General features: G+C 34.2%; 11 protein-coding genes and 1 pseudogene. 8 read left to right on the plus strand and 4 right to left on the minus strand.

Features of this window, described 5'->3' with window-relative positions:
* A complete protein-coding gene (locus tag P700755_RS09290) occupies nucleotides 1-1002 on the plus strand; it encodes a ligase-associated DNA damage response exonuclease (protein WP_041758735.1) in 1002 nt (333 codons plus the stop codon).
* Between the two features lie 38 nt (nucleotides 1003-1040).
* On the opposite strand, the pseudogene P700755_RS09295 reads toward P700755_RS09290, so the two are convergent.
* Nucleotides 1041-1403, minus strand: a pseudogene (locus tag P700755_RS09295) (helix-turn-helix transcriptional regulator); the annotation flags it as partial.
* Nucleotides 1404-1773: 370 nt separating this feature from the next.
* Here P700755_RS09295 and P700755_RS09300 point away from each other — a divergent pair.
* Genes P700755_RS09300 through P700755_RS09310 form a run of 3 tightly spaced genes read left to right on the plus strand, consistent with a single transcriptional unit; the run spans nucleotide 1774 to nucleotide 7540 of the window.
* Nucleotides 1774-2910 carry a hypothetical protein gene (locus P700755_RS09300; RefSeq protein WP_041758287.1) on the plus strand — a complete coding sequence of 379 codons (1137 nt, stop codon included), beginning with the start codon at nucleotides 1774-1776 and terminating at the stop codon, nucleotides 2908-2910.
* 59 nt (nucleotides 2911-2969) lie between these two features.
* Nucleotides 2970-3872 (plus strand): ABC transporter ATP-binding protein, encoded by a 903-nt coding sequence (locus P700755_RS09305; protein WP_015024415.1) that lies wholly within the window; start codon nucleotides 2970-2972, stop codon nucleotides 3870-3872.
* Between the two features lie 5 nt (nucleotides 3873-3877).
* Nucleotides 3878-7540, plus strand: a complete 3663-nt coding sequence (locus P700755_RS09310) for an ABC transporter permease/M1 family aminopeptidase (RefSeq protein WP_015024416.1) — start codon at nucleotides 3878-3880, stop codon at nucleotides 7538-7540.
* A 293-nt stretch (nucleotides 7541-7833) separates the two neighbouring features.
* Here P700755_RS09310 and P700755_RS09315 read toward each other — a convergent pair whose 3' ends face one another.
* The gene (locus P700755_RS09315; RefSeq protein WP_015024418.1) at nucleotides 7834-8406 is read right to left on the minus strand and encodes a MarC family protein; all 573 of its coding nucleotides are present in this window, start codon (nucleotides 8404-8406) and stop codon (nucleotides 7834-7836) included.
* A gap of 168 nt (nucleotides 8407-8574) precedes the next feature.
* On the opposite strand from P700755_RS09315, the gene P700755_RS09320 reads away from it, so the two are divergent.
* The 4 genes from P700755_RS09320 (at nucleotide 8575) to P700755_RS09330 (ending at nucleotide 13332) form a co-directional block, all read left to right on the plus strand.
* Nucleotides 8575-9144 (plus strand): DUF3109 family protein, encoded by a 570-nt coding sequence (locus P700755_RS09320; RefSeq protein WP_015024419.1) that lies wholly within the window; start codon nucleotides 8575-8577, stop codon nucleotides 9142-9144.
* A gap of 329 nt (nucleotides 9145-9473) precedes the next feature.
* The gene (locus P700755_RS19310; RefSeq protein WP_425357620.1) at nucleotides 9474-9656 is read left to right on the plus strand and encodes a hypothetical protein; all 183 of its coding nucleotides are present in this window, start codon (nucleotides 9474-9476) and stop codon (nucleotides 9654-9656) included.
* Nucleotides 9657-9819: 163 nt separating this feature from the next.
* Nucleotides 9820-10800, plus strand: coding sequence for a ribonucleotide-diphosphate reductase subunit beta (locus P700755_RS09325; protein WP_015024420.1), 981 nt, complete (start codon nucleotides 9820-9822; stop codon nucleotides 10798-10800).
* Between the two features lie 84 nt (nucleotides 10801-10884).
* Nucleotides 10885-13332 carry a ribonucleoside-diphosphate reductase subunit alpha gene (locus tag P700755_RS09330; RefSeq protein WP_015024421.1) on the plus strand — a complete coding sequence of 816 codons (2448 nt, stop codon included), beginning with the start codon at nucleotides 10885-10887 and terminating at the stop codon, nucleotides 13330-13332.
* A gap of 2222 nt (nucleotides 13333-15554) precedes the next feature.
* On the opposite strand, the gene P700755_RS09335 is transcribed toward P700755_RS09330, so the two are convergent.
* Nucleotides 15555-17543, minus strand: a complete 1989-nt coding sequence (locus tag P700755_RS09335) for a M56 family metallopeptidase (RefSeq protein ID WP_015024422.1) — start codon at nucleotides 17541-17543, stop codon at nucleotides 15555-15557.
* A complete protein-coding gene (locus P700755_RS09340; protein WP_015024423.1) occupies nucleotides 17543-17908 on the minus strand; it encodes a BlaI/MecI/CopY family transcriptional regulator in 366 nt (121 codons plus the stop codon). Before P700755_RS09340 ends, P700755_RS09335 begins: the two co-directional genes overlap by 1 nt.
* Nucleotides 17909-17932: the final 24 nt, after the last annotated feature.

The following is a 17932-nucleotide window of genomic DNA, read 5'->3' on the forward strand; positions in this document are numbered from 1 at the left end:
ATGCAAGAACCCTTATTAGCATTCAATCAAAATGGAATTTACTGCGCCAAGGCAGATGTGTACCTTGACCCTTGGAGAAAAGTAGATAAAGCTATTATTTCTCATGGCCATGCCGACCATTCTCGCTGGGGTAATAAAAAATATATTACCCATCACGATAACATCCCTATTATGAAACATCGTCTAGGAGAAATAGATGTAATGGGCAAAGCATATGGGGAAAGCTTTACCATCAATAATGTAAAATTCAGTTTACATCCCGCAGGACATGTCATTGGAAGTTCACAAATACGCGTGGAGCACCAAGGAGAAGTCTGGGTGTTTACAGGCGATTATAAAGATGAAGCCGATGGGGTTTGCACACCCTACGACCCCGTAAAATGCCACACCTTTATTACTGAATGTACTTTTGGTTTACCTGCCTTTAAGTGGAAACCTCAAGCGGAGGTAATGGCAGAAATCAATGAATGGTGGCAAAGCAATAAAGCTGATGGACGCACCTCTGTCCTTTTTGGCTATTCCCTTGGGAAAGCACAGCGGCTTTTAAAACATCTCGATACTAACATTGGAGACATCTATACCCATGGTGCTATTGAAAATATGACAAATGTGCTAAGAACACGTGTAGATTTTCCTGAAACTAAACTTATCACACGAGAAACCACCAAAAAGGAACTGAATGGAAATTTGGTTCTTGCGCCACCCAGCGCTCATGGAGGAACTTGGATTCGGAAAATGGTCCCCTATGTCACTGCATCGGCTAGCGGTTGGATGACTTTTAGGGGAGCTAGAAGACGACGGGCTATTGATAAAGGTTTTGTGATGAGCGACCATTGCGATTGGGATGGCTTACTCAACAGCATTAAAGCAACTGAGTGTGAAAAAGTGATTTGTACACACGGTTACACCGATATCTTCTCAAGATATTTACGGGAAATAGGCTACGATGCTAGGACACAAGATACACAGTATGATGGAGAAACCGACGATTCTGATTTGTAAGGTCTAGCTCACTATTTATATTTTAAGCCTTTAGGATTTTATGAAAATGAATTTAAGACTAAAGCTAAAGAAGAAATTATCTTTAATTTTTTTGATCTGAGGCTTTTAATCTCCTCCTCTAGTTTCTGAATATACTCCCGCTGGGAATCAAGTATAAATTCTGGAATAGTATAAACATTATTAGTTCCGTTGTTGACACCAATCCCAACAGCTTGGTCTTTGCAGATAATAACTTGCTGCTGATCCGCCTCATAGATTTCTTCTATAGGTACGCCCAAATATTCGGCTATTTTCTCCCATTCTTCATGCCTCATGGACAATTTCCCTTTTTCTTTACGATTGTATTTGGATACATCCATACAAAGCAATTCTGCAATTTTTTTCTGTGTTATTCCCTTTTGTTTTTTGGCTTGGAGGAGCTTTTGTTATTTCATAATTAAGATTTGTTGCAAAAAAATATAATTTTTTACAAATAGCAAATCATTATTCTGGGTTTTTATGCTCTATATTTAAATAGATATTCAAGAATTAATTTTAACTTTAACAAAGAAAAATAAGTAAATTAATTCTAAGGGTTTTTAGCTAAAGAGCGGATCAAATTGCAACAGAAGATTTGTTAAATTCAATTTCAGGCGGCACTGAAAATACGTGTCATGATGAACCTGCTAATCCAAACCCAGCTGAGATAATATACCAACATGGCTTCCAATAAGAGGTGATCAATAATTTAAATTTATGAGGATCCGTCATCTTTCCTTACTTTTTTTGTTAATGTTATCTAGTTCAACTTATAATAAATCTGATGAACTTGAAGATAATGCTCTAATTATCCAAAACACAGTCGAGTACAATTTCAAAAATAAACATGATCTCGAATCAATTATTCATGCATTAGAGGGGTTTTTAAATACCAAAAATGACTCTTATTTAAGTAATGAATTCTGGATCGAAAATGACAATTCATTTTACAAATATCCATTTTTTGAAATTTCTAATTTAGAGAATTTTGGAAGCATAGTTCTTAAACCAAGTCTATTGTCTGTTACACAAATTAATTCAGAACATTTTATTTGTAAGTTAGGTTGGTTTTACAATAATGAAAAATCAAGATCTCTACAATATATTTATAATGTATCCGTAGTTAAGAAAAATGAAAGGTTTTTATTAAAAAACATTTTAGATTATAATATTAAAGATTGGGAAAAAAAAGAAATTAAACGTGTGACTTATTGGACTGATGATAGTTACAAAATCAATATTGAAAAAGCTGATGAATTCAACGATATAAATAATAAACTCTCAACTTTTTTTGAAAGTGATGTAATTTCTTTCAATTTTGTTCTTTGCAATTCAAATAATGAATTAATGAGACTAATAGGTTACGATTTTGAATCGTCAATGTTTTTTTCTAATCAAAATGGTTCTATTGCATTTCCAGATGATCGTTTAATTTTTTCAGGTAACAATAATGAAATAAATACTCATGAGCTTGTTCATCTTTATTTAACAGAAAAATTCAAAAATTTAAATCCTTATATGAACGAAGGACTTGCTTCACTATTTGGAGGTTCTAAAGGTTTGGAATATAAGGACCACTTGCTTAAACTTAAGACCCATTTAATTTCAAATGAAATTGATATTTATCAAGAGTTTTTTTTTGGTAATTATGTAATAGATTTTGATACATCACTGAGATATACTTTAAGTGCATTTATTTGTGAATTGACCTTGAAAAAATTTGGTAAGGACAAGCTCTTTGAGCTTATAAACTGTGGAAAATCTAACTATGATATAATTAATTACATAAAAAAATATTTTGAAGTCAATCCTAATGATTTTAATGATTTTATTAAATATGAATTAGAAAATTATGATTTTAAAAAAAGACCAAAAAAACTATTTTATTGATTCTATAAAACTAAGCCTACAAATAAATTAAGAATATTCTTTTTCCTAAAATGCTACTCATGAATCGACTTCAACTCATCAATGTCTCCAAAACCTATAAAAACGGAGTGAAAGCTCTTGATAATATTTCCATAGAAATCAATTCTGGAATGTTTGGATTACTAGGACCCAATGGGGCTGGAAAATCTACCTTAATGCGAACTATCGCTACATTGCAACAACCAGATTCTGGTGAAATTCACTTAGATGAGATTGATATTTTGAATCAGAAAATGGAATTGCGTAAAGTTTTGGGGTATTTGCCACAATCCTTTGGTGTGTATCCAAAATTGTCGGCAGAAAAACTCTTGCATTATTTTGCTGAATTGAAAGGAATCTCAAGTAAAAAAGAACGAAATAAGATTGTGGATTACGCCCTAGAGGTGACCAACCTTTCCAGTGTTAAAAACAAGCACGTAGCCGGATATTCCGGTGGGATGAAACAGCGTTTTGGAATTGCCCAATTACTACTGAATAATCCTAAACTTATTATTGTAGACGAGCCAACGGCTGGTCTGGATCCAGCAGAGCGTCATCGTTTTCTTAATGTTTTACGAGAAATCGGCACCAATCATATCGTTATCCTTTCTACGCATATTGTAGATGATGTAAAAGAGCTGTGTACCGATATGGCCATTCTGAACGGCGGTAAATTGCTAAGTCACAAAAAACCAATTGATGCGGTTTCAGAACTTAAAGATAAAACTTGGGGCCTTAGCATTGATCGGGAAAATTTGGAAACTTATGAATCTCAATTCAATTTGATTTCAACCAACTATAACCAAGATAATTCTTTAAATATACGTGTTTATGGCGATACTCAACCTGGAGAAAAATTTCAAAAAGTAGAACCAGACTTGAGTGATGTGTACTTTGTACACCTTAAAGCAGACGAAACTGAAGCCACTAACCAACACTCTTAATCCTTATGTTTTCAAGCATTTTCAAGTTCGAAATCAAGACTTGGTTTAGAACTCCTATTACCTATATTTATTCGGGCATCATGTTTATTTTTGCCTTGATTCTAATGGCCTCATCTGGTGGGCTTTTTGATAATTTTACCGTCACAACGACTTCCGCAACCTTTCAAAATTCTGCTTTAGCAATTAATGGTTTGATTAATATCATTGCTGCATTTTTGTATTTTTTACTTCCCTCCATCATTGGTGCATCGGTGAGTAAAGATTTTAAATACGATATGCACCAGGTGTTATATTCTTACCCGATCACCAAATTTAATTATCTATTTGCTAAGTTTTTGAGTGCATTAAGCATCGTCATCATGATTATTCTTTTCATTTGTTTCGGTCTCTATCTCGGTACTATTTTTCCGGGAACCAATCCAAAACTTTTCATGGATTTTGATATTCTGAATTACGTACAACCCCTTTTATTAATCATTTTACCTAACCTTATTTTCTTTGGGGCTGTTGTATTTGCAGTAGTTACGTTTTCAAGAAATATTTTCATAGGATTTATTAGCATATTAATATTGATTGTTATCCAAGGTTTAGCTCAAACTTTAGCAGCAGATGTCGATAACAAGACCCTTGCAGCTCTCATTGATCCTTTGGGCGCACAAGCATTATCACTTGAAACGGAATATTGGACTGTTTTTGATAGGAATACAAATTATTTACCCTTTGAAGGGTACCTGCTTTACAACCGATTGCTTTGGGCAGCTATTAGTATTTTAATTTTCGTGTTTGTATATGTGAAGTTCAAATTCAACCAGCAGGCTATTCAATTTAAACTTTTCAAGACTAAAGCAGAACGCATCATTAAAAGAAATTTTGGCAGTTTAGTGCGTATTAAAATACCAGAAGTAAGCAAAACCTATAAGTTTAAACATTGGTTGAAAATGGCCTGGACACACAGCCGTTTCGAAACTAAATACATTTTCAAAAACTGGGTTTTTATTTCTTTTGCACTCGTCACTGTATTGGTTACTTTTATAACACTTGCTCAACGTATTCCTATTTATGGTACTTCTACTTATCCCGTGACGCGAGAAATGATGCAGTCGGCTTCTGGAATCATTAGCGGGTTTATGATTATTATCACATTTTTGATTTCAGGCATGCTTATCAATCGTGCTCAAAACACAAATATGGACCAATTGGTGGATGTAACTCCTTACCCTAACTGGTCGTTTATGTTGTCCAAATTTCTTGCCATCTTCAAAATGCAAGCGTTTTTCTATATTTTAGCTCTGGTTATTGCTATTGGCGTTCAAATTTATAATGACTACTACAAATTGGAAATTGACTTGTATTTATTTCAATTTTTTGCTGTCGATTACTTACGAGTGTTTGCTTGGACGGTTATGGCATTCTTAGTTCATGTCCTTATCAAAAATCATATCGCAGGTTTTATAACTCTATTGGCAGGATTGATTTTTCTTTCTTTTCTCCCAAGTTTTGGTATTGAACAATACATCTTCAGATTCAACACTAATGCTGGTGCCACTTATTCCGATATGGTTGGTTATGGCACAAGTCTAAAAGTCTTTTATATTTACCGACTATATTGGTTTGCCTTGGCCACGGTGACGTATGTTTTGGCCCTATTATTTTACCGTAGAGGTATATCTTATTCTGTAAAACAAAGGATAGAGAGGGCAAAGCAGAATTTTAATCCCCTCCAAAAATCTATTGTTGCCTTAAGTCTGCTTCTATTTATAAGTATTGGTTCTTGGATTTATTATACCGATAATGTTGTCAATACACGCTATTCTGGAAAAGAAGTAGAACAGCTAAGTGTCGATTTTGAAAACCAATATTCAAAATATAAAGAGTTGGCACAACCCAGAATTACAAGTGTCGATATCGATTTTGATTTATATCCTGAAACTCGAGATTTCAAGGCAAAAGGGGAGTTCATTCTGAAAAACAAAACTGAAAGCCCTATAGATTCAGTGTTCATAAACATGAACGACTACCCCCAATCTTATGCCTTTGAAAGAGCAGGAAAAGTAGTGTTAAAAGATACTGTTTATGATTTTGAAATATTCAAGTTCAATAAAAATTTATCTCCTGGAGAAGAGGTGAAATTCACTTTTGAAATGGAGAATAAACTCAATACTATTTTGACGTCGAATTCTCCAGTAAGAACCAATGGGACGTTTATTAATAATCAAATTTTCCCCAGTTTTGGCTATAATGAAAATAGAGAAATTCAAAATAATAAAACCCGAGAAAAGTATGGATTAGAGCCTAAAGAACGAATGAAGTCACCTTATGATTCAACAGCTTTAGGCAATACTTATATCTCTAGTGATGCAGATTGGATAGATTTTGAAACCACAGTATCTACCTCTAAAGATCAAATTGCCATTGCGCCGGGCTATCTTCAGAAAGAATGGATGGAAGGCGACAGAAAATATTTTCACTACAAAATGGACAAGAAAATATTAAATTTCTACGCCTTTAATTCTGCAGAATACGAAGTTTACGAAGACCGCTGGAACGATGTGAACATCCAAGTGTTTTATCATAAACCCCACGATTATAACATTGAAAGGATGGTGAATGCGACCAAGAAATCTCTCGCTTATTATTCAGAAAATTTCAGTCCATACCAATTCAAACAACTTCGCATTTTGGAATTTCCACTTACCTCAGGATCGTTTGCTCAATCCTTTGCCAACACGGTTCCCTATTCAGAAGCGATTGGTTTTATAGCCAAAGTTGATGATGAAGATAATGAAAGTGTGGATTACCCGTTTAGTGTGACCGCACACGAAGTGGCTCACCAATGGTGGGCACATCAGGTGATTGGCGCCAATGTACGTGGGGCAACTTTACTTTCTGAAAGTATGTCTGAATATAGTTCGTTAAAAGTTCTAGAGAAGGAATATGGCAAAGAACAGATGCGAGTGTTTTTGAAAGACGCTTTGGATAAATACCTTAGAGGTCGCCGTTTCGAAAGTCAAAAAGAATTGCCTTTGATGTATAATGAAAATCAACAATATATCCATTACAATAAAGGGTCGCTAGTGCTTTATGCTATGAGTGATTATTTGGGTGAAAAGAAAATGAATAACATCTTGAAAACCTATGTAGATCAAGTCGCATTTCAGGAGCCACCGTACACAACTTCAGTAGAATTTGTAAATATTCTGAAATCTCAAACCCCAGATTCTCTCCAGTATTTGATAAAAGATATGTTTGAAACTATCACACTTTACGATAACCATGCCCTTAAAGCAACCTACGAAGTTCTTGAAAACGGTCAATATAAGGTCAATTTTGATGTAAATGTCCAAAAATACAGATCTTCAGAAAAGGGGGAAAAGGAGTTTAGTGATGCTGAAGGTGAGGGGTTAGTTTTGGAAACGGATGACGAAAATCTAGAATCTCTACCTCTCAAGGATTATATAGAAGTTGGCGTTTTTGGAAAATCTGATGAAAGTCTAGACGATGTCAGAAAGGAAACTGTACTCTACCTTAGAAAGCATATGATATCTGAAATCAACACTACTTTTAGCATTATTGTGGACTCAAAACCCTTAGAAGTTGGGATTGACCCTTTCAATAAACTTATAGATACCGATTCTGATGATAATCGTATAGAAGTTAAGGAAAAATAGAGCTGTATGTTTTTTTAACCATGAAAAACGCCTCAAACTTTAATTGGTCTGAGGCGTTTTTTCGTTAAATGACTTTAAATTAATCTATTAAGCCTCGTATCTCTCTTTCAGTTTTCTTGAAAGCAGGAGTATACATAAAAGGACTAAAATACACAGGCAGACTAATATACCTAAAACTCCTGTAAAACTTTTTTGATCTCCTACTAGGTCATTTGTATTGACCAATGACCCACTAAAAATTAAAAGACCTATGGCAGAGAGAATAAGGAAATAAATAAAATACTTCATAACTGTTAATTGAATAAACTCTGAATATTAGTGGCGAATAACTTCACCGCTATAGCTAACAAAATTACACCAAATATCTTCCTGATGACAGAAATCCCTTGTTTTCCGAAAAGTTTCTCAATTTTTTTAGAAGACTTTAAGACTGCATAAACCACGATAATGTTCAATATTATGGCTACAATAATATTAGGGGTATCAAATTCAGACTTCAAAGACAATATGGAGGTCATTGTTCCAGCCCCAGCAATAAGAGGAAAAGCTAGAGGAACTATAGCGGCAGTTTCTGGAGCATCATCTTTATAAAGTTGAATGCCTAGAATCATTTCCATGGCCAAGAAGAAAATAATGAAGGCTCCTGCTACGGCAAACGAGTTCACGTCTATGCCAATAAGGTTGAGAATGGTCTCCCCAACAAATAGAAAAGCAATCATCAAAATACAAGCAACTATAGATGCTTTTTCGCTTTGTATATGACCCACTTTTTTCCTTAAGTCTACAATAATTGGAATACTTCCCACAATATCTATAACTGCAAAAAGAATCATGCCAGCGGTAAAAATTTGTTTTAAATCAAACATAATAAGTTTCTCAAAATTTTTGCAAAAGTAATTCTGCTTAAAGGAATATCAATACTCACAAAGTATCTGAAATATCAAATTTAAGTTAAATTTACTTTTTAAACCCTTTGCCTTTAATTCTATAAGGCAGAACTCAAATGCACTAAATATTTAATTAGATTTGCAGCTATGATTCAAATAGGAAAAACACTTGTTTCTGAAGCAATTATTGACAATGAATTTGCTTGCAACCTATCGGCTTGCAAAGGAGAATGTTGCGTTTCAGGAGATTCAGGAGCTCCGTTAGATCCCGAAGAGCTTAATATTTTAGAAACGATCTATCCAAAAGTAAAACCCTTTTTAAGACCTGAAGGCATTGCCGCTATAGAAGCTCAAGGCACTCATGTCATGTCAGATTTTGGCGAACCAGAGACCCCCTTAGTTGGAGGTAAAGAGTGTGCTTACGTCAATTTTGCAGAAAATGGTACAGCACTCTGCGGCATTGAGACAGCTTATCGCGCAGGTGAAACCGACTTCAAAAAACCGGTTTCTTGTGAACTCTATCCCATTCGTGTTCAAAAATTATCAGAACTTCATGCCGTTAATTACGATCGCTGGAGTATTTGTAGTGATGCTTGTACTTTAGGCAAAAGCCTTGAAATGCCGGTTTATAAATTCACCAAAAACGCCTTGATTCGAAAATTTGGAGAAGATTGGTATGCAGAATTGGAGCAAGCGATAGAAGGAATAAACACTTAAAATTTACCATTAAACTTTTCAAAATTAAATTCAACCAGTCTTAAAGTTTATTTTTTTAAGGTTCTAATCCTTTAGTCTTTTAGAGATAGGCCTCTTGTGGATACTTTTCGACTGAATCCAAAGAAGCTTACTGATACCAAATTAAATTTATAATATCTCAAAATAAATTAACTGAAAAAATCAGATCAAGAGAGAATCAAATTTATGTCAACATTCTGCTTTAGGAAATATCATCTCATTTTTTTATTGATTAAATGTAACTAACATTTAAAAGGGGAAGACTTCAATATTTATCCGAATTTCATACGGTTAATTACGATCGCTGGAGTATTTGTAGTGATGCTTGTACTTTAAGCAAAAGACTTGAAATGTCTGTTTATAAATTTATCAAAAACGCCTTTATTCGAAAATTTGGAGAAGATCTAATATGCAGAATTGGATCAAACAATAGGATGAATAAATACCTAAGATTTGCTATTAACCTTTCCAAGATTAAATTGAACAAGTCTTAAAGTTTGTTTCATTAAGATCGCAATCCTTTAGTTTACAGGAGCTAGATCAATTGTGGATAACTTTGTGGATAACTTTCGACTGAATCCAAAGAAATTTAAATGAATTATTTTGATCTTTGTTAAGAATAATTTCAAATACTAAACCTCTCAAAATCATTAACCTATGGCGCAAATAGAACCTATTTTAGAAGAAAACAAAAATAGATTTGTCCTCTTCCCCATCACACACCCCGACATATGGGAATGGTACAAAAAATGTGAGGCGAGCTTCTGGACGGCAGAGGAAATAGATCTCCAACAAGACATCACCGATTGGAAAACTAAACTGAGCAAAGACGAGCAATATTTCATTAAACATATTCTTGCTTTTTTTGCTGCTTCCGATGGAATCGTCAACGAAAATCTTGCTGAAAACTTTGTGAATGAAGTTCAATATACAGAAGCAAAATTTTTCTACGGTTTCCAAATCATGGTGGAAAATATCCACTCAGAAACCTATTCGCTTTTGATAGATACCTATGTCGATGACGATAAAGAAAAGGATCTGCTCTTTAAAGCTATTGAGAATTTCCCTGCTATCAAAAAGAAAGCAGACTGGGCTTTACAATGGATCGAATCCGATTCGTTTGCTGAGCGTCTTATTGCTTTTGCAGCTGTAGAAGGCATCTTTTTCTCTGGTGCTTTTTGTTCAATCTTCTGGTTAAAGAAACGTGGTTTGATGCCAGGTCTTACCTTTTCTAACGAATTGATTTCTAGAGATGAAGGGGTTCATTGTGATTTTGCAGTGCACTTGCATAACGAACATTTAGTCAATCAAGTTCCTAAAGAACGTATTAGAGCCATCATCGTGGATGCTTTAACTATTGAACGAGAATTTGTTACAGAATCTCTTCCAGTAAGCCTTATTGGTATGAATTCTAATCTTATGACACAATACCTTGAGTTCGTAGCAGACAGGTTGCTTTTCGAACTTGGTTGCGACAAAGAATATGGAACGGCAAATCCGTTTGACTTTATGGATATGATTTCGCTTCAAGGGAAAACCAACTTCTTCGAAAAAAGAGTTGGAGAATACCAAAAGGCTGGCGTCATGAATAAAAATAAAGAAGAAGATAGCAAGATTAGCTTTGACGCAGATTTCTAAAATCTGTAAACCTTAGCTTCTTTTTAAATTAGTTTATTAATTACCACAGAGTTACCTGCCTCTGTATCCTAAATATATTTGAATATGCATGTGATTAAAAGAAATGGACAAAAAGAACCTGTAATGTTCGATAAGATTACAGCTAGAATAAGAAAGCTCTGCTATGGCTTAAATCCATTGGTAGAGCCCGCAAAAGTAGCTATGCGTGTCATAGAGGGTCTTTATGATGGTGTGACCACAAGTGAATTGGATAATCTGGCCGCAGAAATTTCTGCTACTATGACTGTAAGCCACCCCGATTATGCTCAGCTTGCTGCTAGAATTTCTGTATCCAACCTTCATAAAAACACTAAGAAGTCTTTCAGTGAAGTGATGGCAGATCTTTACGAGTATGTGAATCCTCGTAATAATAAAAAATCACCGCTTATTGCTGATGATGTTTACAAGGTGATAGAAGAGCATAAAGATGAATTAGATTCTAGAATAATATATAGCAGAGATTTCAACTATGATTATTTTGGTTTTAAAACTTTAGAAAGATCTTATCTTTTAAAATTGAATGGTAAAATCGCAGAGCGACCTCAGCATATGTTAATGCGTGTTTCTCTTGGTATCCATGGTGAAGATTTGGAATCTGTACTGGAGACTTACGAGTTGATGTCTAAAAAGTATTTTACTCACGCGACACCAACCCTATTCAATTCTGGAACTCCAAAGCCACAAATGTCATCTTGTTTCTTGCTTACTATGCAGGACGACAGTATTGATGGAATTTATGACACTTTAAAACAAACCGCTAGAATTTCACAATCTGCCGGAGGAATAGGCTTATCTATTCATAACATAAGAGCTACAGGCTCCTATATTGCTGGTACCAACGGAACCTCCAACGGAATTGTCCCAATGCTTCGTGTATTTAATGACACTGCAAGATATGTGGATCAAGGTGGAGGAAAACGTAAAGGGTCATTTGCTATGTATGTAGAGCCGTGGCATGCTGATATTTTTAGTTTTTTAGACCTTAAGAAAAATCACGGTGCTGAAGAAATGAGAGCTCGTGACTTGTTTTATGCGATGTGGATTCCAGACTTGTTTATGAAACGTGTAGAGGAAAATTCGACTTGGACTTTAATGTGTCCAAACGAATGTCCAAACCTTTATAATGTTCACAGTGAAGAGTTTGATGAGTTATACCTCAAATACGAACAAGAAAATAAAGGTCGTAAAACCATAAAAGCAAGAGAGCTTTGGGAGAAAATATTAGAATCTCAAATCGAAACAGGGACTCCCTATATGCTTTATAAGGATGCTGCTAACCGCAAATCCAACCAAAAGAATCTAGGTACCATTCGGTCTTCCAACTTATGTACCGAAATTATGGAGTACACAAGCCCCGATGAAGTTGCCGTCTGTAATTTAGCCTCTATTGCTTTACCTATGTTTGTTAAAAACGGTGAGTTTCAGCATAAAGAATTATATAAAATTACAAAGCAAATCATCAAGAACTTGAACAAGGTGATCGATAGAAATTACTACCCTGTAAAAGAAGCAGAAAATTCTAACTTTCGTCACAGACCTGTTGGTCTTGGTATCCAAGGCTTGGCAGATGCGTTTATTATGTTGAGAATGCCTTTCACGTCTGATGAGGCCAAGAAATTGAATCAAGAGATTTTTGAGACTTTATATTTTGCAGCCGTAGAATCCTCTATGGAACTGGCCAAAATAGAAGGGCCTTATTCCTCTTTTGAGGGGTCGCCAATCAGCAAAGGAGAATTTCAGTTTAACCTTTGGGGTCTAACCGATAATGACACAAGTGGGCGTTGGAATTGGAGTAAATTGAGAGAGAAAGTAATGAAGCATGGAGTACGTAACTCTTTACTTATGGCGCCAATGCCAACAGCATCTACGTCTCAGATCCTAGGAAACAATGAAGCTTTTGAACCCTATACGTCCAACATTTATACCAGACGTGTACTGTCTGGAGAGTTCATTGTTGTCAACAAACACTTATTAAAAGACTTAGTAAGTCTTGGCCTGTGGGATGATGATCTTAAAGATGCCATCATGAGAGCTAACGGCTCTGTTCAAGGCATCGATATTATTCCAGATGACATCAAAGAGCTGTATAAAACCGTTTGGGAATTGTCTATGAAAGACATTATAGATATGTCTAGACAACGGGGGTACTTTATAGATCAGTCTCAATCCTTAAATTTATTTATGGAAGGTGCTACGTTCGCTAAACTTACGTCTATGCATTTTTATGCTTGGAAAAGTGGTCTAAAAACTGGAATGTATTACTTGAGAACGAAGTCTGCAGTAGATGCGATCAAGTTTACTTTGAAAAGTGAAAAGAAAGAAAAAGAGGCGCCTAGCCAAGTGGTACAAAATGCTGCAAAGACCTATGAGGAAGCTCAAAGCCAATCCATAAAAGTCTCTGACGATTCATCATTAAGTCCAGAAGAATTGAAGGCATTAATCAAGCAGTCTAAAGAGTCTGAAGATGATGATTGTGAGATGTGTGGGTCTTAATAAACAGTGCACTTAATTACAAACCCCCAGTAAATTTTTATTTACTGGGGGTTTTCTTTTGAGCTAATTTCGCTAGATAACTAGATCGTCTCAAAACTTATCTCTTTATCATTCTGAATTCATTTCAGAATCAGCTCATGATCAATTTGAATAAAGATCTTCAAACAAGTTCAAGGTGATAAGAAAAGTTTTGAAGCGGTTTTTCTTTTGAACTAATTTTGCTAGATATCTAAATCGTCTCAATACTTATCTCCTTGTCATTCTGAATTCATTTCAGAATCTGATTCAACGGATGGTGAATTTGGATAAAGACCTTCAAACAAGTTCAAGGTGACAAGAAAATTTTTGAAATGGTTTTTCTTTTGAACTAATTTTACTAGATTACTAAATCATCTCAAAACTTATAGTCTTGTCATTCTGAATTCATTTCAGAATCTGACTTAACCGATGATCAATTTGGATAAAGACCTTGAGAGAAGTTCAAGGTGACAAGAAAAGTTTTGAAACGGTTTTTCTTTTGAGCCAAATAACCAAATCGTCTCAAAACTTATAGTCTTGTCATTCTGAATTCATTTTAGAATCTGACTTAACCGATGATCAATTTGGATAAAGACCTTGAAACAAGTTCAAAGCAACAAGAAAAGTTTTGAAACAGTTTTTCTTTTGAACTAATTTTGCTAGATAACTAGATCGTTTCAAAACTTATCTTTTTATCATTCTGAATTCATTTCAGAATCTGACTTAACCGATTATCAATTTGAATAAAGACCCTGAAACAAGTTCAAGGTGACAAGAAAAGTTTTAAAGCGGTTTTTCTTTTGAGCTAATTTTGCTAGCTATCTAAATCGTCTCAATACTTATCTCCTTGTCATTCTGAATTCATTTCAGAATCTGACTTAACCGATTATCAATTTGAATAAAGACCTTGAAACAAGTTCAAGGTGACTGGAAAAGTTTTGAAACGGTTTCTTCTTCGAGCTAATTTTGCTAAATAACTAAATCACCTCAAAACTTATCTTTTTGTCATTCTGAATTCATTTCAGAATCTGACTTAACCGATTATCAATTTGAATAAAGACCTTCAAACAAGTTCAAGGTGACAAGAAAAGTTTTGAAACGGTTTTTTCTTTTGAGCTAATTTTACTAGATAACTAGATCGTCTCAAAACTTATCTTTTTGTCATTCTGAATTCATTTCAGAATCTGATTTGACTCATTATCAATTTGAATAAAGACCTTGAAACAAGTTCAAGGTGACAAGAAAGATTTTGAAACGGTTTTTCTTTTGAGCTAATTTTACTAGATAACTAGATCGTCTCAAAACTTATAGTCTTGTCATTCTGAATTAATTTCAGAATCTAAATCAGCTCATGATCAATTTGAACAAAGACCTTCAAACAAGTTCAAGGTGACTGGAAAAGTTTTGAAACGGTTTTTTCTTTTGAGCTAATTTTACTAGATAACTAGATCGTCTCAAAACTTATAGTCTTGTCATTCTGAATTCATTTCAGAATCTGACTTAACCGATTATCAATTTGAATAAAGACCTTCAAACAAGTTCAAGGTGACTGGAAAAGTTTTGAAACGGTTTTTTCTTTTGAGCTAATTTTATTAGATAACTAAATCGCCTCAAAACTTATCTTTTTGTCATTCTGAATTCATTTCAGAATCAACGGATTATCAATTTGAATAAAGACCTTGAAACAAGTTCAAGGTGACAAGAAAGATTTTGAAACGGTTTTTTCTTTTGAGCCAAATAACCAAATCGCCTCAAAACTTATCTCCTTGTCATTCTGAATTCATTTCAGAATCTGACTTAACCGATGATCAATTTGAATAAAGACCTTCAAACAAGTTCAAGATGACAAGAAAAGTTTTGAAACGGTTTTTCTTTTGAACTAATTTTGCTAAATAACTAAATCGTCTCAATACTTATCTCCTTGTCATTCTGAATTCATTTCAGAATCTGAATCAGCTCATGATCAATTTGGATAAAGACTTTGAGAGAAGTTCAAGTTGACAAGAAAGATTTTGAAACGGTTTTTCTTTTGAACTAATTTTGCTAAATAACTAAATCACCTCAAAACTTATAGTCTTGTCATTCTGAATTCATTTCAGAATCTGACTTAACCGATGATCAATTTGGATAAAGACCTTGAGAGAAGTTCATGATGACAAGAAAAGTTTTGAAACGGTTTTTTCTTTTGGTAAATCACTAGATTATTATTCCTTGACTCCTTTTTTGGTCGTAATTTTTATTAATCCATCCACTTTTTTAGGATCGAATCCTGCTTCTTCTATAGCTTCAACAGATTTTATAATAAATATAGATGCTATTTGATTGTGATTAATCTCAGAGATTTTTTTCTTATCAACTTCTTTCCCATCAACTATATAGATTGCTGATTCTTTATTGATTAGTGATGATTTAAACGCATCGTAAGAATTTTCTGATTCTGATGCATCGGTAGTATTCACTTTTTTACTGGTAATTTTTATTAAACCATCAACAAAATTTGGATTATACCCTGCAGCTTTTAAGTCTTCTTTAGACTTCACTACATTGATGGAATCAATTTCTTTAGGCTCGATGCTAGTCATTTGACTTTCATCTATTTTTTTACCGTTTAACATATATACAATATTCTCATTATTGAATTCCTTCCGCTTTTGCGAATCATCATTTTTTGATGCTTTACCAACATTGTCTGGAACTTTGAAATCACTTATTTTCATCATGGTAACTTTATATTCAGATGTTAATCTGATATATATAAACTCATCAAGAACTCTATTTGCTGATGCGGTTTTAAGCTCTTTAAGGAGGTCGGAGATATCAGAAAAATAAGACTGGGAAAATTCAGATTTTGTGGTTACAGATAAAGTCTTCGACTTGTCATTATAAGAAGAAGTCTCTACGGGGATATAGTTGCCTACAAGTTCTTCTTTATCTATCTTTTTCCCATTAATGATAAAGTTCTCCGCGTTCTTCATCGTCTCATAATTCATTTCTGAATCCATTTCAGTTTTAGATCTAGTTCCCACTCCAAATGGAACCTCGGCACCTTCAGAGAAGTCTCTGAAGAAATAAACCGGTCTCGAAGCAACATCAGAAGAACTTACAGACCCACTGAAACCCTCATTAGTTTCTACAGACAAGGAAATTGAAATTAATTTGCCGTTAACTCCAAATTTAGTATCAGAAAAGGTCATATCAATGTCAAAATCTTCTTTTAGAAATGAAACGTCAGACTCTATTACGGCTATGGTAGTATTGACATCGTAGGTGATTTCAATTCTTGTAATTTTACTTTCTGAAGTTGTCACTGATTCTTTAATCTGCGCTTTGGTTTCGACTTGAAAAAGAAGAAAGAAAACGACTAATAAAGGGGAAACGATAAGCAGTTTCCATACTGATTGTGGTCGATTGTTTTTATTGAGCATAGCGATTCTTTTTTTAATGGGGGATTGATGAAAGGAATGTTGTAATTGTGATTTGAAATGTTGCTGTGTTATCTTATACAGTGTCATTTGATAGTCTGCTTTTGCAGTTTCTGATACTGCTTTGGCATCAGCTTCGTATTCTAAATTTAAGACCAAACTTTTCTGATACAACCAAGCAAATGGATTGAACCAAAAGAAACTGTTGTAAACATGTGACAAAAGAATATCAAAACTGTGTTTATAGACCACATGTGCTTTTTCGTGAGCCAAAATAAGTTTCATTTCTTCTTCAGAATAGAGGTTTGGATCATAAACAATATAATTCAAAAATGAAAAGGCTCCTTCTGGAATGGATTGATTGACGTGAATAAAGCCCTCTTTTTTGAATGCTTTAGAACGGTTCAAAAGCTTTAAAAGTTTGTAGAATTTGATCATTAATAAGGCTGCAAACATCAGGGAAATATTCATGTATATAAGTTCGATCACGGAATTCTCAGTCATAAAAGACCAAAACAATTCCATTCTAGTACTTGAAATCTCTGTAGCAGCAAATTCAGAAGAGGAAGGAATAAGACTAGACTCTTTAAAACTTATTTCTTCAATTTTGGTAAATGTAAAGAGCGGTAAAATCAAGCTAAAAATATAACCTAAATGAAGGTAAGCTCGCTTTAATCTATGATAAGTTTCAGCTTCCAAAAAGAGGCTGTAAATCACCCAAAAAAGTGTCAAAATGCAAGAAACTTTAGCTAAGTATATCAACAAGTCCATCAGCTTTTGTTTTTAATAAGTTCTAAAATATCTTCTAGGTCTTTTTCGGTTATTTTCTCTTGTTGAGCAAAAAAAGACACCATGTTTTTATAAGAGCCTTCAAAAAAGCGCTTTGAATTTTGATCCATAACCGCAGTGCTATATTTTTCTCTCTCCACAATAGGGAAGTATTGATGGCTTTTACCATAAGACGTATAGGACACAAAACCTTTATCTTCCAATTGTCTTACGATGGTAGAAATTGTATTATAATGGTTCTTACCTTGAAGTTCAGAAACGATCTCTTTAACAAAAGCCTTTTCGAGCTTCCACAAAACACTCATCACTTCTTCTTCTTTAAGGGTGAGTTTTTCTAGATTTTTCATGTGATTTTATATTTATATTTCAAA

This window comes from Psychroflexus torquis ATCC 700755, assembly GCF_000153485.2.
Classification (GTDB): Bacteria; Bacteroidota; Bacteroidia; order Flavobacteriales; family Flavobacteriaceae; genus Psychroflexus; species Psychroflexus torquis.